Below are 18649 nucleotides of genomic sequence, written 5' to 3' on the forward strand. Positions count from 1 at the left end.
ATTAACCGAACCAGTGGTGGAACATCAGCTTGATGTAATCAATGATTCGGCTGAAGAAATTCCCTTCCGGCATTTCCTGCAACACAACTAACGGACGCTGCTCGATGGTTTTACCGTCCAACTGGAAGTTGATGGTGCCCACAACCTGGTTTTTCTGCAGCGGGGCATGCAGTTCAGTGGTGGTCAGCACGTAGCTGGCTTTCAGATCTTTCATGCGGCCGCGAGGAATGGTCAGGTAAACGTCTTTATCCACGCCGAGAGAAACACGGTCGTTATCGCCAAACCAGGCTGGCTCAGAAGCAAACTCTTTGCCGGCTTTCAGCGGAGAAACCGTTTCAAAGAAGCGGAAGCCCCAGGTCAGCAGCTTTTTGCTTTCTGTTTCACGGCCTTTGTAAGTGTGCCCGCCAAGAACCGCAGAGATCAGGCGCATCTGGCCTTCGGTAGCGGAAGCCACGAGGTTATAGCCTGCGGCATCGGTGTGGCCGGTTTTAATGCCGTCAACGTTGAGGCTGGTATCCCACAGCAGACCGTTACGGTTGGTCTGACGAATGTTGTTGAAGGTGAACTCTTTTTCTTTGTAGATAGCGTATTCGTTCGGCACATCGCGGATCAGCGCCTGGCCGATCAGCGCCATATCACGCGCGGAGCTGTACTGACCTTCAGCGTCCAGGCCGTGCACGGTCTGGAAGTGGGTGTTTTTCAGGCCCAGGGCAGAAACGTAGCCGTTCATCAGGCTTACGAAAGCATCCTGGCTGCCGGCGACGAAGTCGGCCATCGCCACACAGGCGTCGTTACCTGACTGCAGGTTAATACCGCGAACCAGTTTGTTGACCGGTACCTGCATACCCGGCTGCAGGAACATCAGCGAGGAGCCTTTAAACACCGGGTTACCGGTGGCCCAGGCATCTTTGCCGATGGTGACCATCGCATTGTCGTCGAATTTACCGGCTTTCATCGCCTGGCCAATGACATAGCTGGTCATCATCTTGGTGAGGCTGGCCGGGTCGCGGCGTGCGTCAGCATTTGATTCGGCCAGCACTTTGCCTGAGTTGTAGTCAATCAGGATATACGCTTCTGCATCAATCTGCGGGACGCCCGGGATCATAGTTTTAATGTTGAGGTCGTCAGCTTGAGCAGAGGCCATAGTCGCAAGAGCGAAAGCCGAGGTGAGCGCCAGGCGCTTAACAAAACGTGCAGAAGGAGCTGTATTCATGATGGAACTACGACGTCCGTGATGGAATTAAAAAAAGTGCCTTACTATAGCAAAAGCATTTTTGACTGGCATCTGACTTTGCGCGTGAGTTTGTTAATGGTCTTTACACAAATTTACGGGCAAGAAACAGGCCAGTCATAGCTTTACATAGCGGGAGCGTTGGTCACAAATGACTGCTGTTGCGCTTCCGACATCAGGCGCTGCTGCAGGGCGGTGGCTTCAGTGCGGCTGCTGAACGGGCCAAGCTGAACGCGATACACGGTGCCGTTATGAGACACTGCGCCCGGCACGCCAAACTGCTGGCTTAACTTTTGCTGCCACTGGCTGGCGCGTGCGCCGTCGCTCACGGCACCGACCTGAACAACGTAACGGCCGCTGCTGGCGGGTACGCTTGCTGTAGCTGCACTGCGCTGAACGTGACCTTGAGTTGAACCTGGTGCGGTGACTGGCGCAGAAACGGCAGGCGCTGGCTGCTCAACGATCGGCGCTGGCTGTGGGGCTACTGGCGGAGTAGGCGCCACGGCTGGTGCCGCTGTTGCTGCGACAGGTTGCTGCGTCGCGGGGGCTGCTGCAGCCGTGGCCGGAGCATCAGGTGTTTCTATCACGCCTGCCGCAAGTGGCGTAGGAGCACCGAGAAAACCGCTGCTCTGAACAGGTGCGCCGGTGGTATCTGCGCTTTGCAGCGTCGAGTTGCTGATGGCGCGCACATCGCCCTGTGGTGCCGCTGGCTGAGAAGGGGAGGAGGCGCTTCCCATGCCGCCGCTAAGATCCGGACGGGCCGGCAGCGCATAGGTCTGTTTGGCGATAGTCGTACAGGCCGTACCTGGACCGGACATGGTGCCATCCTGTGCAACGATAATAGGGTCGATACGGACTTTAGTATTGTTTGAGGTGTTCAGCCTGTCTGCTGCCGCGCGAGACAGCGAGATCACCCGATCGTTGCCGTAAGGGCCGCGATCGTTGATGCGAACCACAATCATGCGGCCATTCGCGAGGTTAGTGATTCGCGCATAGCTTGGAATAGGCAGCGTTGGGTGTGCTGCGGTCAGCGCATTAGGATCGAACGCTTCGCCAGAGGCGGTCAGGTTGCTGCCCGGTTCGGCGTCGTAGATAGCCGCGAAGCCTGCCTGGCTGAAGTTTGCCGGATTCTGAACAATTTTGTAGCTTTTGCCGTTGTTCTGGTAATCCTGGTTAACTGACGTATTCAGCGGCTCGTAACGTGGCTCGGCGCCGCTGATTTCCACGACTGGACCGTTGCACACGGCCGGCTGTGGCGCCTGATTAACCGGCTGCTGACTCTCATCATTTGACGAACATGCTGCCAGTAACGCTGCTGCGATGCAGACGCCAGCCCACCGTTTTTGCTTACCCATTGCGCACCTCATCCAGTTACACGCTTTTTGATAACATTTTTCTGTGAGTATGTATCGACATGACGATACCAAACCCGGCCATCAGCACGATTAGCGCCGACCCCCCGTAGCTGACGAGCGGTAGCGGTACGCCGACCACCGGTAAGATACCACTAACCATGCCAATATTTACAAATACATAGACGAACAGGATCAGCATCAGCCCGCCGGCCATTACGCGGCCAAAGGTGGTCTGTGCCCGAGCGGCAATAAACAGGCCGCGCATGATCAGCAGCAGATAGAGCGCCAGCAGCACCAGAATGCCGACTAAGCCTAGCTCTTCCGCAAGCACCGCGAAAATAAAGTCCGTATGACGTTCGGGCAAGAACTCTAGCTGCGACTGCGTGCCGTGCAGCCAGCCCTTGCCGCGCAGGCCCCCGGAGCCGATGGCGATTTTGGACTGAATTATATGATAGCCCGCGCCGAGCGGATCGCTTTCTGGATCTAACAGCATCATCACGCGCGCGCGCTGGTAGTCATGCATCAGGAAGAACCACAGGATCGGCACGAAGGCGGCTACCAGCAGAACGGCAACCAGAATAAGTCGCCAGCTCATGCCGGAAAGGAACAGCACAAACAGGCCCGATGCGGCGACCAGAATGGAGGTGCCCAGGTCCGGCTGGGCTGCGACCAGCAGGGTCGGCATGAAGATCAGGACGAGCGCAATGCCGGTGTTTTTCAGCGTGGGCGGGCAAACGTCGCGGTTAATAAAGCGGGCAACCATTAGCGGAACGGCAATCTTGGCGATTTCCGAAGGCTGGAAACGCACGAAGCCCAGATCGAGCCAGCGCTGGGCCCCTTTTGAAATGGCCCCGAAGGCATCAACCGCCACCAGCAGAATAATACAGAAGATATAGAGATAGGGCGCCCAGCCTTCGTAGACGCGAGGCGGAATTTGCGCCATGACGACCATGATCACCAGCCCCATCAGGATCTGGCCGATTTTACGCTCCATCATGCCCATATCCTGGCCGCTGGCGCTCCATACCACCAGGGCGCTGAACACCAGCAGCGCGAGGATGGTCACCAGGAAGGTCGGGTCGAGGTGAACCTTATCCCAAATTGTTTTTTTATTAGGATTGTCAGTCATGCTTATTGATCCTCTGCGGCCGAGGCGGCCGGTGCTTCCGACGGCAGTACCGTATTGTTATCCCCTAACATGACGTGGTCGAGGATCTGACGCATGATGCTCCCGACGGCCGGGCCTGCGCCGCCGTTCTCCAGAATCATGGTCACGGCGTACTGTGGGTTGTCATACGGCGCAAATGCTGTCATCAGCTTGTGGTCACGTAGGCGTTCGGCAATTTTATGCGCGTTATACGTTTCGTTGGCTTTCAGGCCAAAGACCTGCGCAGTACCAGATTTTGCTGCCACTTTATAAGGCGCATTCGCGAAGTATTTATGCGCAGTACCGTTAGGCCTGTTGGCTACGCCATACATCCCGTCTTTGGCAATTTCCCAATAGCCCGAGTGGATGTCGCCCACCGGCGCTTCAGTCGGCTGCTGCCAGGGAACCTGTTTACCGTTTTCGGTGGTGCTCATCAGCAGGTGCGGAACGCGAACGATGCCGTCGTTGATCAGGATCATCATTGCCTTGCTCATCTGGATTGGCGTGGCCGTCCAGTAACCCTGGCCGATACCGACCGGAATGGTGTCACCCTGATACCACGGTTTTTTAAAGCGCTTCAGCTTCCACTCGCGCGTCGGCATGTTGCCCGCGCGCTCTTCTGAAAGGTCGATGCCCGTCAGGTGACCGTAGCCAAACTTACTCATCCATTCGCCAATGCGGTCGATCCCCATGTCATAGGCGACCTGGTAGAAGAAGGTATCCGCCGATTCTTCCAGGGATTTTGTGACGTTCAGGCGGCCGTGGCCCCATTTTTTCCAGTCGCGGTAGCGTTTTTCCGAGCCGGGCAGTTGCCACCAGCCGGGGTCAAACAGCGAGGTGTTGCGGGTGATCACTCCGGCGCTCAATGCAGAAACTGCCATATAAGGCTTCACGGTAGAGGCCGGTGGATACACACCCTGAGTCGCACGGTTAATTAACGGCGTGTTCGGGTCGTTTAGCAGGCCAGAGTAGTCTTTGCTGGAGATACCGTCGACGAACAGGTTCGGGTTATAGCTTGGCATAGAAACCAGTGCCAGAATGCCGCCCGTACGCGGATCGGTAACGACCACCGCAGCACGACTCCCTGCGAGCAGGGTTTCGATGTAGGTTTGCAGCTTCAGATCGAGGGTCAGATAAATGTCATGCCCGGCCTGAGGCGGCACTTCTTTAAGCTGGCGGATGACGCGGCCACGGTTGTTAACCTCAACCTCTTCGTAGCCCGTTTGCCCGTGCAGGACATCTTCGTAATAGCGCTCGATACCGAGCTTGCCGATGTCGTGGGTCGAGGCGTAGTTGGCCAGCTTGCCTTCTTTATCCAGGCGCTCAACGTCTTTGTCGTTGATTTTAGAAACATAGCCAATGACGTGGGTTAGCGCGGAGCCATAAGGATAGAAGCGGCGTTTGTAGCCTTTCACTTCCACACCCGGGAAGCGGTACTGGTTTACGGCAAAGCGGGCAACCTGAACTTCCGTCAGGTTAGTTTTGACCGCAATGGAGGTGAAGCGGTGCGAGCGGGCACGCTCTTTCTTGAAATTCGCGATGTCGTCATCGGTCAGGTCAACCACCGGGCGCAGCGCCTCCAGCGTATCCTGAACGTTATCGACTTTCTCCGGCATCATCTCGATTTGATAGATGGTGCGGTTTAGCGCCAGCGGGGTGCCGTTACGATCGTAAATAATGCCGCGGCTGGGCGGGATGGGCACCAGCTTGATGCGGTTTTCATTGGACCGCGTCTGATAGTCGTTAAAGCGAACGATTTGCAGATTATAAAGGTTGGCGATCAGCACGCCGGTAAGCAGCAAAATGCCGATAAAAGCGACCAGCGCCCGGCGCACAAAGAGCGCAGACTCAGCAGTATAGTCGCGAAAAGAATTCTGTAATTTCATTCGCTGCTTAGTATTACCCGCTCAGGTTTACTCACGATGGTAAGGGTGGTTGGTGGTAATGCTCCACGCCCGATAGAGACTTTCCGCCACCAGCACTCTGACCAGCGGATGAGGCATGGTTAGCGTGGAGAGCGACCAGCTTTGCTCGGCAGCGGCCTTACAGGCTGGTGCTAATCCTTCGGGGCCACCGATTAACAGGCTGACATCGCGGCCATCCTGCTTCCAGCGCTCGAGCTGCGTGGCAAGCTGGGGGGTATCCCACGGTTGACCGGGAATATCCAGCGTCACGATTCGATTACCTTTGCCCGCGGCGGCCAGCATCATTTCACCCTCTTTTTCGAGGATACGTTTGATATCGGCATTTTTGCCGCGTTTTCCAGCCGGAATTTCTACCAGCTCAAAAGGCATATCTTTCGGGAAGCGACGCAGGTACTCGGTAAAGCCTGTCTGCACCCAGTCAGGCATTTTGGTTCCAACGGCCACCAGTTGCAGCTTCACCCGTTAGCTCCAGAGTTTTTCCAGTTCGTACAGCTGACGGCTCTCTTCCTGCATGACGTGAACGATAATTTCGCCAAGATCGACAACAACCCAGTCGGAAGCGTTGATGCCTTTCACGCCCATCGGCGACAGGCCAACTTCGCGGGAGGACTGCACAACGTGTTCAGCAATTGACATGACGTGGCGGTTGGATGTCCCGGTGCAGATAACCATGCAATCGGTGATGCTGGATTTGCCTTTAACATCAATTGCGATGATGTCCTGGGCTTTGAGGTCGTCGATTTTATCGACAATGAAATCCTGAAGTGCTTTACCCTGCAAGTGTTCCCCCTGAGAGAATGAGAGTGTTTGGTTTAGCCCGTAATAACCCTGGACCAGCAGGGCAGGCGGCTTTGGCTGAAAAATTGGCCGACCAGCGTGAATCGCGGGCTATCATCCCATTGCGCGCCGGAGTTTGCATTGCCATTTTTGTAAAACTATTTCAGAAAAGCCGGATTACGGGCAGGAAATTATGGCAGCGGAGCATAACAGCCTGAGAAGTGGTGTCAATGGCTGGCTTTCCCGGTGAATCATAATAGCGTAATCCAGTGCGCTTCACTGTTCTCCTCCCGTAATTTAGACGAGCCCCAACGCTTAGCGATAAAGCCCGTGCTGGAGAATAAAAGCCAGTACATCAGGCGGGAGCAGATCGTCGCAAGGCTGATTGCTCTCAAGCCGATGGCGAATGGTGGTTGCGGAGATATCGTAGAGTGGGGTTGGGGCTAGAAAGACTTTCCCGGCGGGCTGCTGGTGCAGTGTTACGACTGAATCAGTGACGTTTTGCGCGAGCCACGTTTGCTGTTCGGGCGTTTCCATGGTTAGCGGATAGCCGGGCCGCTGGGTGACCAACAGGTGGCACAGCGTGAGCAGCGTTTCCCAGCGGTGCCAGCGGTGCAGGCTGAGCAATGAGTCCTGGCCAATAATAAAGGCCAGCGGCTGTTTTGGCCCCAGCTCGGCGCGAATCTGCTCCAGCGTTTCCACGGTCCATGACGGTGTCGACCGGCTCAGCTCCCGGTCATCCAGCGTGAAAAGCGGGTTGCCTGCTATTGCTAGCTCAATCATCTCTTTGCGCTGCGCGCTGCTCGCTTCCGGCTGTGGGCGATGCGGCGGCACATTATTGGGCATGATGGTGACGCTTTTCAGCTTCACCAACCTGGCAAGGGCTTCAACGGATTTCAGATGACCGTAGTGGATAGGATCAAAGGTGCCGCCATACAGCGCCAGAAGAGATGAATCAGGCATCAATGAAGATTTCCGGTAAGGCTTTATGGCAGATCAGCAGAGAAAGGCCTTCGAGTTCGTCCCAGACTGACTGCCCGTAGTCCTGCTTCAGCGTCAGTTCGATACGCGTCAGTAAACGAACAGCCTGATAAAGCTGTTCCGAAGAAACGCGATTGAGCGCTTCAGTAACCAACTGGCGGCGGTTTTGCCACACGCGTTGCTGATCGAACAGCGTCCGTAAGGGCGTCGTTGCCGACTGACGTTTGAGATTGACCAGTTGCAGCAGTTCCCGCTGCAGGGTTCGCAGCAGAATGACCGGCTCGCTGGCTTCCAGACGAAGCTGCTGCAATATATGCAGTGCTCGTTTGCTCTTTCCGGCAAGCAGCGCATCTACCCAGTGAAAAGGCGTGAAATGGGCGGCATCGTTTACGGCTTGCTCAACGCGCGGTAGCGTCAATTTACCGTCTGTCCAGATGAGCGACAGCCTCTCTAATGCCTGAGAAAGCGCCAGCAAATTGCCCTCATAGCAGTAGCAGAGCAGCTGATTAGCAGCCTCGTCCAGCGTCAGATTCATCTGTTTTGCGCGCTGAGATACCCAGCGGGGCAGATTGGCCTGTTCTGGCGTCTGGCAGGTCACCAGCACGGAGCGGTTTGCCAGTTGGGTAAACCAGGCGGCATTTTCCTGCGCTTTGGTCAGTTTGTTGCCGCGAACCAGTAACAGAATATCGTCGTGAAGCAGGCTCACCAGCGTTTCTAGCTGAGCGTTAATGGCGGCATTTGGGCCGTTTTCCGGCAGCAATAAGAGCAGCGTCTGGCGGCTGGCAAACAGACTGAGCGCCTGGCAAATAGCAAACAGAGCCTGCCAGTCAGTGGAGGCATCTATCTGAACGGCGTGATGTTCTTCAAAGCCGTTTTGCTGGGCGTGTTTGCGCACCGCATCCTGGCTTTCCTGTAATAAGAGAGGATCGTTACCTAACAGCAGATACGCCGCGCGCAGCCCTTCATTGAGCTGCGCGTGGAGTTGTTCCGGATACACTCGGATCATTTGCTACCAGAGGTTGCCGGCAGAGTGGTGGACACCCGGCCTGCAGGTACGGCTGGTTTCTCTGCGCTAACGGGCTTTACTTCGTCTTTCGTTGCTGCAAGATCGGCCGCGTGTACTGCCATCAGTTTACGGATCAGCTGTTGGGCAACGTTGGTGTACATCTCTTTGATAATCAAATCCTGCTCGGCGTCTTTTGCCAGGGCAGTCAGTGGGTTATCAAAGAACGAACGGTAGGTCTTCGCGCTGATCGGATAAATGTCGTGCCCTGGGATCAGGACCTGAGCATTAACAACCATCACCATCTGGTATTCCGCGGTCTGGCCGTTCTGGAATACTGAAGCGGTGTCCTGGCTAAGACCGTAGGCGCCCACGCGCAGGGACGGAATATCCTTACGCACGCCAGTGCCGGTATCGTCAACAATCGTGACGCCGTTTAAGCGCAACTGTTTACGAATTTCACGCGTTAGCGGACCGTTAGGATCGCCAGAGTTGAGGATCAGCGTCTTCATCTCTGAGGGGACCTGCGTGTTGCCACGCAGGTGAAAACCACATCCAGCGGTGACCAGCACCGCCAGGGTTACTAACAGGGTGATAAAGGGATGTCGCACGCTTCCTCCTGCGCTTAGCCCACAACCAGGTTGAGCAGTTTACCCGGAACGTAAATCACTTTACGTACGGTTACACCCTCAAGATATTTCGCGACCAGATGTTCCTGACCGGCGCGCTCGCGCACTTGTTCTTCAGTGGCATCGGCAGGCACGGTGACTTTACCGCGTACTTTACCGTTAACCTGAACGACCACCAGGCGAGAGTCTTCGACCATTGCCTTTTCGTCAGCCTGCGGCCACGGTGCGTTATCCACATCACCTTCACCGCCCAGCGACTGCCACATATCGAAACAAACGTGCGGGGTGAACGGATACAGCATACGTACAACGGCCAGCAGTGCTTCGTTCAACAACGCACGATCCTGTTCGCCGTCCTGCGGTGCTTTTGCCAGTTTGTTCATCAGCTCCATGATGGCAGCGATGGCGGTGTTGAAGGTCTGACGGCGGCCGATATCGTCGGTCACTTTAGCAATGGTTTTATGCACATCGCGACGCAGGGCTTTTTGATCTTCGCCCAGGGCAGCAATGTCCAGCGCTGGCGCAGCACCACGGTTGGTGTGTTCGTAGACCAGTTTCCAGACGCGTTTCAGGAAGCGGTTGGCGCCTTCAACGCCGGATTCTTGCCACTCAAGCGTCATGTCTGCAGGTGAAGCAAACATCATAAACAGACGCACGGTATCCGCGCCGTAGCGTTCAACCATGACCTGTGGGTCGATGCCGTTGTTTTTCGACTTCGACATTTTGCTCATGCCAGCATAGACCAGTTCACGGCCTTCTGCGTCACGGGCTTTGACAATGCGGCCTTTATCATCGCGCTCAACGATAGCGTCGACCGGGGAAACCCAGTTACGCTCGCCGTTAACGCCGGTGTAATAGAAGGCGTCCGCCAGCACCATGCCCTGGCAAAGCAGCTGTTTGGCTGGTTCGTTGGACGTCACCATGCCCGCATCGCGCATCAGCTTGTGGAAGAAGCGGAAGTAAAGCAGGTGCATGATGGCGTGTTCAATCCCGCCGATGTAGATATCCACCGGCAGCCAGTAGTTAGCAGCTTTGGAATCCAGCATGCCTTTGTCGTACTGAGGGCAGGTGTAGCGCGCGTAGTACCAGGAGGACTCCATAAAGGTGTCGAAGGTGTCGGTTTCACGCAGCGCAGGCATGCCGTTGACGGTGGTTTTCGCCCACTCAGGATCGGCTTTAATCGGGCTGGTGATACCGTCCATGACCACATCTTCCGGCAGAATAACCGGCAGCTGATCTTCCGGGGTTGGCATCACTGTGCCGTCTTCCAGGGTGACCATTGGGATGGGGGCGCCCCAGTAACGCTGACGGGAAACGCCCCAGTCGCGCAGACGGAAGTTCACTTTACGCTCGCCCACGCCTTTAGCGGCCAGCTTATCGGCAATGGCGTTAAACGCCTGCTGGAAGTCCAGACCGTCGAACTCGCCAGAGTTAAACAGCGCGCCTTTTTCGGTCATTGCGGAGGCGGAAAGATCCGGCTCGCTGCCGTCGGCATTCAGAATTACCGGCTTGATTGGCAGGCTGTATTTTGTGGCGAATTCCCAGTCACGCTGATCGTGGCCTGGAACGGCCATTACGGCACCGGTGCCGTATTCCATCAGCACGAAGTTGGCCACCCAAACCGGAACGCTTTCGCCGGTCAGCGGATGAATGGCGTTAATGCCGGTGGCGACGCCTTTCTTCTCCATGGTCGCCATGTCGGCTTCGGCCACTTTGGTGTTACGGCATTCTTCAATGAATTCGGCAAGGCTAGGGTTATTGACTGCAGCCTGCTGCGCCAGAGGGTGACCGGCGGCAACGGCCAGATAAGTCACACCCATAAAGGTATCAGGGCGAGTTGTGTAAACGGTCAGCTTCTCGGCGCTGTTTTGTACGTCGAAGGTGATTTCCACGCCTTCGGAACGGCCAATCCAGTTGCGCTGCATGGTTTTAACCTGATCCGGCCAGTGATCCAGGGTATCCAGGTCGTTCAGCAGTTCGTCGGCGTAGGCGGTGATTTTGATGAACCACTGCGGGATCTCTTTGCGCTCAACTTTGGTGTCGCAGCGCCAGCAGCAGCCGTCGATAACCTGCTCATTCGCCAGCACGGTCTGATCGTTCGGGCACCAGTTAACCGCGGAGGTTTTTTTGTAAACCAGACCTTTGTTGTACAGCTGAGTGAAGAACTGTTGTTCCCAGCGATAGTATTCAGGCGTACAGGTAGCCAGTTCACGGCTCCAGTCGTAACCGAAGCCCAGCGTTTTCAGCTGGTTCTTCATGTAATTGATGTTGTCGTAGGTCCACGGGGCTGGCGCGGTGTTGTTTTTTACCGCGGCGCCTTCAGCCGGCAGGCCGAAGGCATCCCAGCCGATCGGCTGCAGGACGTTTTTACCCAGCATACGCTGGTAGCGTGCGATAACGTCGCCGATGGTGTAGTTACGGACATGGCCCATATGTAGTCGGCCGGAAGGATAGGGCAACATGGAGAGGCAGTAGTATTTCTCTTTGCCTTCGTCTTCGGTCACTTCAAAAGTACGGTTCTCTTGCCAGTGTTGCTGGACATTGGATTCTATCTCTTCCGGGCGGTATTGCTCTTGCATGGCAGCCAGTAGTCCTGTGTATGAAAGACGGCTACGAAACGTAGCCTTTAATGAATTCGAGTTTAGATCGCCATAGCATAGCCGATTCGACAGCGGCAAAACAGCCTTTCAACGCCCTCAGTAACCATTTCACCGTTCCGTAACGCTTGCAGTTTTTTACCCAGGGTGTGGCTAATCTAACAAAGCGTTGCCGGATTAACGTCTACTATTAGAGTCAGTTACCACGCCGCAAACGCGGGAATCCTTCAAGGAGGCAGGCTAACGATGAACAAGGTTGCTCAATTTTATCGGGAACTGGTCGAATCGCTAAGTGAACGGCTACGCAAGGGTGAGCGCGATATTGATGCGCTGGTTGCCAGCGCCCGTAAGCAGATGAATGATACAGGCGAGCTGACCCGAACGGAGATAGAAGAGGTAACGCGTGCGGTGCGCCGTGACCTTGAAGAGTTTGCTCGTAGCTACGGGGAAAGTCAGGAAGAGTTCACCGACAGCGTTTTTATGCGGGTGATTAAAGAGAGTTTATGGCAGGAGCTGGCGGACATTACCGACAAAACGCAGCTTGAGTGGCGGGAAGTGTTTAAAGATCTCAGCCATCACGGGGTGTATCACAGCGGGGAAGTTGTTGGGTTAGGCAATCTGGTGTGTGAAAACTGTCATCATCACATTGCGATTTACACGCCTGATGTGCTGCCGGTTTGCCCGAAATGCGGCCATAATCAGTTTCATCGTCGGCCGTTTGAGCCTTAAAAAAAAGCCTTCCGTAAGGAAGGCTTTCAGACGAATGGCAAACCTCTGGCGAGAGAAAAAACAGCCGGCGGCTCGTTAAACAACTGGAAAATCAATTCATTGATTTTCGGCTGATAACCACAAAGAGGGAAAAACCACGCTTTTTTCCTCTTTGTCATCAACATTAAAGCCTTCCGCAGGGAAGGCTTTTTACTGTGGCGCGTTACGTTTAGTGCAGGATTTTCGCCAGGAAGTCTTTGGCACGTTCAGACTGAGGATTATTGAAGAAGTCGTCTTTGTTTGAGTCTTCGACAATTTTCCCTTCATCCATAAAGATCACGCGGTTTGCCACTTTGCGGGCAAAGCCCATTTCGTGGGTCACCACCATCATGGTCATGCCCTCATTGGCCAGCTCAACCATAACGTCCAGTACTTCGTTGATCATTTCCGGATCGAGCGCTGAGGTTGGTTCGTCAAACAGCATTGCGATCGGATCCATGCACAGGGCGCGGGCAATCGCCACACGCTGCTGCTGGCCGCCGGAAAGCTGCGCCGGATATTTATCGGCGTGTGCGGCCAGCCCTACGCGCTCAAGTAATTTTAACCCTTTGGCGCGGGAAGCGGCTTTATCACGTTTCAGCACTTTGACCTGGGCAAGCGTCAGGTTTTCGATAATCGACAGGTGAGGGAACAGCTCGAAGTGCTGGAACACCATGCCAACGTGGGAGCGGAGCTGCGCCAGATTAGTTTTCTTGTCGTTCACCTGGGTGCCGTTCACCAGGATTTCGCCTTTCTGTACGGGCTCAAGGCCGTTGACGGTTTTAATCAGCGTGGATTTGCCTGAACCAGAAGGCCCGCACACGACGACTACTTCGCCTTTCTTCACTTCGGTGGAGCACTCGGTCAGCACCTGAAAGTGACCATACCATTTAGAAACATTTTTCAGGGTAATCATTACACAGTCCTTTTCTTCAAGTAGCTGACCAACAGCGATGCACTGAGGCTAATCACAAAATAGACCAGGCCGGCAAACAGGATCATCTCGACCTGTGTACCGTCACGCTCGCCAATGGTGGAGGCGGTGCGGAAGAAGTCTGTCAGGCTTAAAACGTACACCAGCGAGGTATCCTGGAACAAAACGATGCCCTGGGTTAACAGCAGCGGCACCATCGCGCGAAAGGCCTGCGGCAAGATGATGAGTTTCATCGACTGCCAGTGGGTCATGCCCAGCGCCAGGGCGGCATTTGACTGCCCTCTGGAAATACTCTGAATACCGGCGCGAATGATTTCCGAATAGTAGGCGGCTTCAAACATGGAGAAGGCGACCATCGCGGAAATCAGGCGGATATCGGTTTTTGGCGACAGGCCAAGCACCGACTGCAGGAAGCCAGGCACCACCAGATAGAACCACAGCAGTACCATCACCAGCGGCACGGAGCGGAAAACGTTCACGTAAGCGGTAGCAAACCACGCGATCGGCTTGAAGCTCGACAGGCGCATGACGGCCAGCAGCGTGCCCCAGACAATACCGATCACCACGGCGGTAACGGTGATTTTGAGCGTAATGACCAGCCCCTGCATTAAGTAAGGCAGGGCAGGAAGAATAGAACTCCAGTCAAGATTGAGCATTATTTGCCCCCCATATTGCCAGGCAGGCGAATTTTACGTTCTACCACATACATCACGCCCATGATGACGGCGTTGATCAGTACATAGGCAAGGGTAATCGCCGTAAAGGATTCATAGGCGTGTGCCGAGTAATCCAGCAGCTTGCCAGCCTGCGCCGCCATATCCACCAGACCAATGGTTGAAGCGATGGCCGAGTTCTTCACCAGGTTCATCATTTCGGAGGTCATCGGCGGCACAATAACGCGATAGGCATTAGGCAACAGCACGTAGCGATAGGCCTGAGGCAGCGTCAGTCCCATTGCCAGAGCCGCGTTCTTCTGGCCGCGAGGCAGGGATTGAATGGCGGCTCGTACCTGTTCACAAACGCGAGCGGCGGTAAACAGCCCGAGGCAAATCATTGACGAGAGGAAGAACTGAATGTTGGGATCCAGCTCGGACTTAAACCACATGCCAATGTTTTCCGGCAGCAGTTCAGGCACCACCAGATACCAGGTAAAGAATTGGACGATCAGGGGAACGTTGCGAAAGAGTTCAACGTAGAGCGTACCTAGCCCGGACAGGAATTTGTTAGGGACCGTACGCAAAATACCAAACAGAGACCCGACCAGAAAAGCAATGATCCATGCGGTTATTGACAGGGCGACGGTGACCTGGAAGCCATTCCAAATCCAGCCCAGATAGGTTGTGTTGCCGAACGGGGCGGGCTGTAAAAAGATTCCCCAGTTCCAGTCTATAGACATAACTTACTCCGAGATAAAAAAAGAGGGTAGCGCAGGCTACCCTCGAAGATTGATGAGAAGCCGGTGCCCTGAAGCAGATCTTTGTCTGCATTTTTGGGCACCTTCACGCTGGTGGGGGAACGACCCACCAACGCATAGTCTGTCCTGGCTTCAGTTCGTCAATCGGGAGGGCGGATTTTTCCAGCCCCTGTGTTTCTAATTAGTTGAGAGCTTTGTCGTTTGGTTCCTTGAACAGCGCTTTCATTTCGTCAGAAAGGTCGAAGTTCATGTTGAGGTTTTTCGGTGGAATTGGCTGTTTAAACCATTTATCGAACCATTTCGCGGCTTCACCGGAGGTTTGTGCCTGCGCAATGGTGGTATCCATCAGCTTTTTAAACTCTGGGTCATTTTTACGCAGCATACAGCCGTAGGCTTCCTGGGACTGTGGCTTGCCGACGATCTCCCAGTTATCCGGCTGTTTAGCTTTCGCACGTTCACCGGCCAGCAGGGCATCATCCATCATAAAGGCAACGGCACGGCCGCTTTCCAGGGTACGGAAGGAGTCACCGTGGTCTTTGGCGCTGATAATACGCATGCCCATTTTCTGCTCGTCGTTCAGCTTGTTGAGCAGGATTTCGGAAGTGGTGCCAGAGGTCACAACAACGGTTTTCCCTTTCAGATCAGGGAAGTCTTTAATTGGGCCGCCTTTTTTCACCAGCAAACGGGTGCCGACAACGAAGATGGTGTCGGAGAATGCGGCTTGCTTTTGACGTTCTACGTTGTTGGTGGTGGAACCACATTCAAAATCGAAAGTGCCGTTTTGCAGCAGCGGAATACGGTTCTGAGAGGTGATAGGAATGAGTTTTACCTGCAGATCGGGCTTATTCAGCTGCTTTTTCACCGCTTCTACGATGGCATTAGAGTAGTCCTGAGAGTAGCCAACCACTTTTTGCTGATTGTCGTAGTAAGAGAAAGGTACAGATGATTCACGGTGGCCGACCACGATAACGCCGTTGGCTTTGATTTTATCCAGCGTTGACTGCTGAGGCGTCGCGTCTTCTGCATGAACCATTGTGGCGCTCATGCCCATCACCAGCATTGCCGTGGCCAGTTTACGTAGTTGCATATCCAACTCCTTAATCTTAGTGCCAGAGGAGGCACCGGTATCCGATGTGAGTGTTGTGTTTTGTTGTTTTTTCATGCTGCTAAAAGCGTCATGCAATGCCCTTTTGTTAGCATCTAACCTAGCTGAATGTAAAGAAATTGCTAATAAGATGTTTATTTTTGCGAAGCGCGCCGCACCATTCAAAGGCAAAGATATGCCAGTGCACTATAACGGTGCTTGCGATGTCGCTTTTTGGTGCATGCATTTTTCACTGCCCGATACGGCCAGGCCACAGGGCGTCTTTGCGCCAGCTATTTGATTTCAACTGTTTATATCTAGCAAAGCTTGTGCCAGAAATGAAAAAGGCCAGCAAATTTGCCGGCCTCTATGAGCGAGAAGGGTGTGCTACTTTTTGCTGCGGTTACGCAGGCTTATCACCAGTGCGGTGAAACCGAATAAAGCGGTCACCATCCACAGCGGCCAGAAGCCGAAGCGTGCATAAGGCGTTAAGCCAGTGGTCGGTGTGACTTTCGCTTCCAGCACTTCGCGAGTGAACTGCGGGATGATGTTAGTGATCTCACCTTCGGCGTTGACCACGGCAGTTACGCCATTGTTAGTGCTGCGCAGCAAAGGCCGCCCCAGCTCCAGCGAGCGCATACGCGCCATTTGCAGGTGCTGCCATGGGCCGATGGATTTACCGAACCAGGCATCGTTGGAGATAGTCAGCAGGAAGTCAGTGTCTGGCCGGAAATTGTCCCGAACTTGTTCACCCAGGATAATTTCGTAGCAGATTGCCGCCGTCAGCTTGACGCCGTTAGAGAGCAATTGCGGCTGAACATAGGGCCCACGGCTGAATGATGACATGGGCAGATCGAAGAACGGGGCCAGTGGGCGCAGAATCGATTCAAGTGGCACAAACTCACCGAATGGCACAAGGTGGTTTTTGTTGTAGCGATTGCTGCTGGTGTAGCTGTAAGGGCTACCTTCACCGAGCGTGATAATGGTGTTGTAGGTATCGTACCTGTTTTGCTTATTCAGACGCGCATCGACGATACCGGTAATTAATGAGCTGTGTTTTGCCCGCAGCAGGTCATCCATCATGGCGAGGAACTGCTGCTGATTAATTTCCAGATCGGAGATAGCCGATTCCGGCCAGATGATAAGCTTGGCTTTGCCCATCTCCGGCTCTGTTTTATCCAGATAAATTTTCAGCGTGTCCAGCAGCTGGCTTTCATTCCACTTCAGAGACTGGGGAATGTTGCCTTGTACCATCGCTACGTCAACGGAACGCTCTGGCAGAGGCTGGAACCATTGAATGTTGCGCAGTGGCCAGGGTAATAACAGTAAAGCCGCAGAAACCACCGCAGGAGCCCATTTCCGTGCCTGCAGGGCGTACACCAGAAGGCCACTGATAATCATCAGTAGGAAGGTAATGGTGTCGACGCCCAAAATCGGCGCGATGCCTTTTAGTGGGCCATCGATCTGGCTGTAGCCAAACTGCAGCCAGGGGAAGCCGGTCAGTACCCAGCCACGCAGGAATTCGGTAATTTGCCAGACGACCGGCGCGGCAATAGCTACGCGCCACCACGTTGTTTTTGGCCACAGCCTGCTGAGAATACCGGCGAACAAACCTGTGTAGAGCGACAAATAAGCGGCCAGCAGAACCACCAGGAACACGTTCACCGGGCCCGGCATGCCGCCAAACTGTGCGATGCTGACATAGACCCAGTTGACCCCGCTGCCGAACAGCCCAAGCCCCCAGAAGAAGCCAATCGCGGCGCTTTGTACCGGGCGACGGTTAAGCGTCAGGCCCTGCAAGCCAGCAAGAGAAACAATAGCTGCAGGCCAGAAATCATAAGGGGAAAAAGCCAGCGTTCCGCAGGCCCCAAAGAAAAGCGCCAGCAGCAGGCGAACGCGCTGGCGTTGAAGAAGTTGAGCTATAGCCATAGCTGAGTTATTCGTCCAGTTTAGGTTGCGGCGAGTCGTCCGGAATTCTGACATGAACCTGAATAATACGACGGCTATCGGCCATGGCGACTTTGAACTGGTAACCATCTATTTCAATGGTTTCGCCACGGGCTGGCAGGTGCCCAAAGGCTTGCATCACCAGACCACCGATGGTGTCGACTTCTTCATCGCTAAAGTGCGTGTCGAAGGTTTCGTTGAAGTCTTCAATAGAGGCGAGGGCGCGCACCGTCCACGTATGGCGGCTCAGCTGACGGAAATCACCGTCTTCCTCGTCGTCGTACTCATCTTCGATTTCCCCGACAATCAGTTCGAGAATATCTTCGATCGTCACGAGACCTGAAACGCCGCCAAATTCATCAATGACAATCGCCATATGATAGCGCTGCTGACGAAACTCTTTCAGCATGCGGTCAACCCGTTTGCTTTCAGGCACGACAACCACCTGACGTAACACTTTTTCCATGCTGAAAGGCTCAGAGTCGCTGCGCATGAACGGCAGCAGATCTTTCGCCATCAGAATCCCTTCGATGTGATCTTTGTCTTCGCTTATCACCGGGAAACGGGAGTGAGCGGAATCGATAATGACATCGAGGCACTCGTCCAGCGTCTGGTTGTGTTTGAGCGTCACCATCTGCGAACGCGGGATCATGATATCGCGGACGCGCTGGTCGGCGATATCCATCACCCCTTCGAGCATGTCGCGGGTGTCCTGGTCTATCAGAGAATTTTGCTCAGAATCACGAATAAGCGTCAGCAGATCGTCACGGTTTTTCGGTTCACCGTGAAACAGCTGGTTGAGAATGAGGGAGAAGAATCCCTTTTTGGCTTCCGGCGTGTCACTATTCTGTGAATTGTCGTCGCTCATGGCGTTAGGT

The 18649-nt window shown here is 54.5% G+C and carries 17 protein-coding genes; 1 reads left to right on the forward strand and 16 read right to left on the reverse strand.

What is annotated here, in order from left to right; genetic code table 11:
- Nucleotide 1: 1 nt before the first annotated feature.
- From dacA to leuS, 10 genes are all read right to left on the reverse strand, one after another.
- Nucleotides 2-1213 carry a D-alanyl-D-alanine carboxypeptidase DacA gene (gene dacA / locus A936_RS06970; protein WP_008456045.1) on the reverse strand — a complete coding sequence of 404 codons (1212 nt, stop codon included), beginning with the start codon at nucleotides 1211-1213 and terminating at the stop codon, nucleotides 2-4.
- A 143-nt stretch (nucleotides 1214-1356) separates the two neighbouring features.
- Nucleotides 1357-2586 (reverse strand): endolytic peptidoglycan transglycosylase RlpA, encoded by a 1230-nt coding sequence (rlpA, locus tag A936_RS06975; RefSeq protein WP_008456049.1) that lies wholly within the window; start codon nucleotides 2584-2586, stop codon nucleotides 1357-1359.
- A 16-nt stretch (nucleotides 2587-2602) separates the two neighbouring features.
- A complete protein-coding gene (mrdB, locus tag A936_RS06980; protein WP_008456051.1) occupies nucleotides 2603-3715 on the reverse strand; it encodes a peptidoglycan glycosyltransferase MrdB in 1113 nt (370 codons plus the stop codon).
- A 2-nt stretch (nucleotides 3716-3717) separates the two neighbouring features.
- Nucleotides 3718-5619 carry a peptidoglycan DD-transpeptidase MrdA gene (gene mrdA / locus A936_RS06985; protein WP_008456052.1) on the reverse strand — a complete coding sequence of 634 codons (1902 nt, stop codon included), beginning with the start codon at nucleotides 5617-5619 and terminating at the stop codon, nucleotides 3718-3720.
- A gap of 27 nt (nucleotides 5620-5646) precedes the next feature.
- The gene (gene rlmH / locus A936_RS06990) at nucleotides 5647-6117 is read right to left on the reverse strand and encodes a 23S rRNA (pseudouridine(1915)-N(3))-methyltransferase RlmH (RefSeq protein WP_008456055.1); all 471 of its coding nucleotides are present in this window, start codon (nucleotides 6115-6117) and stop codon (nucleotides 5647-5649) included.
- 3 nt (nucleotides 6118-6120) lie between these two features.
- Nucleotides 6121-6438, reverse strand: coding sequence for a ribosome silencing factor (gene rsfS, locus A936_RS06995; RefSeq protein WP_008456058.1), 318 nt, complete (start codon nucleotides 6436-6438; stop codon nucleotides 6121-6123).
- 312 nt (nucleotides 6439-6750) lie between these two features.
- Nucleotides 6751-7398, reverse strand: a complete 648-nt coding sequence (gene nadD / locus A936_RS07000) for a nicotinate-nucleotide adenylyltransferase (protein WP_008456059.1) — start codon at nucleotides 7396-7398, stop codon at nucleotides 6751-6753.
- Nucleotides 7391-8422 (reverse strand): DNA polymerase III subunit delta, encoded by a 1032-nt coding sequence (holA, locus tag A936_RS07005; RefSeq protein WP_008456061.1) that lies wholly within the window; start codon nucleotides 8420-8422, stop codon nucleotides 7391-7393. The genes nadD and holA overlap by 8 nt, the downstream gene beginning before the upstream one ends.
- Nucleotides 8419-9030: an LPS assembly lipoprotein LptE gene (gene lptE / locus A936_RS07010; RefSeq protein WP_008456062.1), complete on the reverse strand. Its 612-nt coding sequence runs from the start codon at nucleotides 9028-9030 to the stop codon at nucleotides 8419-8421. Before lptE ends, holA begins: the two co-directional genes overlap by 4 nt.
- Nucleotides 9031-9044: 14 nt before the next feature.
- On the reverse strand, nucleotides 9045-11627 hold the full coding sequence (gene leuS, locus A936_RS07015; RefSeq protein ID WP_008456064.1) for a leucine--tRNA ligase: 2583 nt from the start codon (nucleotides 11625-11627) through the stop codon (nucleotides 9045-9047).
- Between the two features lie 264 nt (nucleotides 11628-11891).
- Here leuS and A936_RS07020 point away from each other — a divergent pair, with 264 nt between their 5' ends.
- Nucleotides 11892-12374: a zinc ribbon-containing protein gene (locus tag A936_RS07020; protein ID WP_008456066.1), complete on the forward strand. Its 483-nt coding sequence runs from the start codon at nucleotides 11892-11894 to the stop codon at nucleotides 12372-12374.
- A 208-nt stretch (nucleotides 12375-12582) separates the two neighbouring features.
- On the opposite strand, the gene A936_RS07025 is transcribed toward A936_RS07020, so the two are convergent.
- The 6 genes from A936_RS07025 to corC all read right to left on the reverse strand — a co-directional run bounded on the left by A936_RS07025 (nucleotide 12583) and on the right by corC (nucleotide 18639).
- Complete coding sequence (locus A936_RS07025) at nucleotides 12583-13308, reverse strand: amino acid ABC transporter ATP-binding protein (RefSeq protein ID WP_008456069.1); 726 nt, start codon at nucleotides 13306-13308, stop codon at nucleotides 12583-12585.
- Nucleotides 13308-13982 (reverse strand): glutamate/aspartate ABC transporter permease GltK, encoded by a 675-nt coding sequence (gltK, locus tag A936_RS07030; protein WP_008456071.1) that lies wholly within the window; start codon nucleotides 13980-13982, stop codon nucleotides 13308-13310. The genes A936_RS07025 and gltK overlap by 1 nt, the downstream gene beginning before the upstream one ends.
- Nucleotides 13982-14722, reverse strand: coding sequence for an amino acid ABC transporter permease (locus tag A936_RS07035; protein ID WP_008456073.1), 741 nt, complete (start codon nucleotides 14720-14722; stop codon nucleotides 13982-13984). Before A936_RS07035 ends, gltK begins: the two co-directional genes overlap by 1 nt.
- 199 nt (nucleotides 14723-14921) lie before the next feature.
- Nucleotides 14922-15827 carry an amino acid ABC transporter substrate-binding protein gene (locus A936_RS07040; protein WP_008456075.1) on the reverse strand — a complete coding sequence of 302 codons (906 nt, stop codon included), beginning with the start codon at nucleotides 15825-15827 and terminating at the stop codon, nucleotides 14922-14924.
- 384 nt (nucleotides 15828-16211) lie between these two features.
- Nucleotides 16212-17753, reverse strand: a complete 1542-nt coding sequence (lnt, locus tag A936_RS07050; protein ID WP_008456076.1) for an apolipoprotein N-acyltransferase — start codon at nucleotides 17751-17753, stop codon at nucleotides 16212-16214.
- Nucleotides 17754-17760: 7 nt separating this feature from the next.
- A complete protein-coding gene (corC, locus tag A936_RS07055; RefSeq protein ID WP_008456079.1) occupies nucleotides 17761-18639 on the reverse strand; it encodes a CNNM family magnesium/cobalt transport protein CorC in 879 nt (292 codons plus the stop codon).
- Nucleotides 18640-18649 lie beyond the last annotated feature (10 nt).

Origin of the sequence: Enterobacter sp. Ag1, assembly GCA_000277545.1 — a bacterium.
Classification (GTDB): Bacteria; Pseudomonadota; Gammaproteobacteria; order Enterobacterales; family Enterobacteriaceae; genus Cedecea.

Coding starts and splice junctions, on each gene's coding strand:
- dacA (WP_008456045.1), bottom strand. CDS start 1,213: ATGAATACAGCTCCTTCTGCACGTTTTGTTAAGCGCCTGGCGCTCACC.
- rlpA (WP_008456049.1), bottom strand. CDS start 2,586: ATGGGTAAGCAAAAACGGTGGGCTGGCGTCTGCATCGCAGCAGCGTTA.
- mrdB (WP_008456051.1), bottom strand. CDS start 3,715: ATGACTGACAATCCTAATAAAAAAACAATTTGGGATAAGGTTCACCTC.
- mrdA (WP_008456052.1), bottom strand. CDS start 5,619: ATGAAATTACAGAATTCTTTTCGCGACTATACTGCTGAGTCTGCGCTC.
- nadD (WP_008456059.1), bottom strand. CDS start 7,398: ATGCCTGATTCATCTCTTCTGGCGCTGTATGGCGGCACCTTTGATCCT.
- holA (WP_008456061.1), bottom strand. CDS start 8,422: ATGATCCGAGTGTATCCGGAACAACTCCACGCGCAGCTCAATGAAGGG.
- leuS (WP_008456064.1), bottom strand. CDS start 11,627: ATGCAAGAGCAATACCGCCCGGAAGAGATAGAATCCAATGTCCAGCAA.
- A936_RS07020 (WP_008456066.1), top strand. CDS start 11,892: ATGAACAAGGTTGCTCAATTTTATCGGGAACTGGTCGAATCGCTAAGT.
- A936_RS07025 (WP_008456069.1), bottom strand. CDS start 13,308: ATGATTACCCTGAAAAATGTTTCTAAATGGTATGGTCACTTTCAGGTG.
- gltK (WP_008456071.1), bottom strand. CDS start 13,982: ATGCTCAATCTTGACTGGAGTTCTATTCTTCCTGCCCTGCCTTACTTA.
- A936_RS07035 (WP_008456073.1), bottom strand. CDS start 14,722: ATGTCTATAGACTGGAACTGGGGAATCTTTTTACAGCCCGCCCCGTTC.
- A936_RS07040 (WP_008456075.1), bottom strand. CDS start 15,827: ATGCAACTACGTAAACTGGCCACGGCAATGCTGGTGATGGGCATGAGC.
- lnt (WP_008456076.1), bottom strand. CDS start 17,753: ATGGCTATAGCTCAACTTCTTCAACGCCAGCGCGTTCGCCTGCTGCTG.
- corC (WP_008456079.1), bottom strand. CDS start 18,639: ATGAGCGACGACAATTCACAGAATAGTGACACGCCGGAAGCCAAAAAG.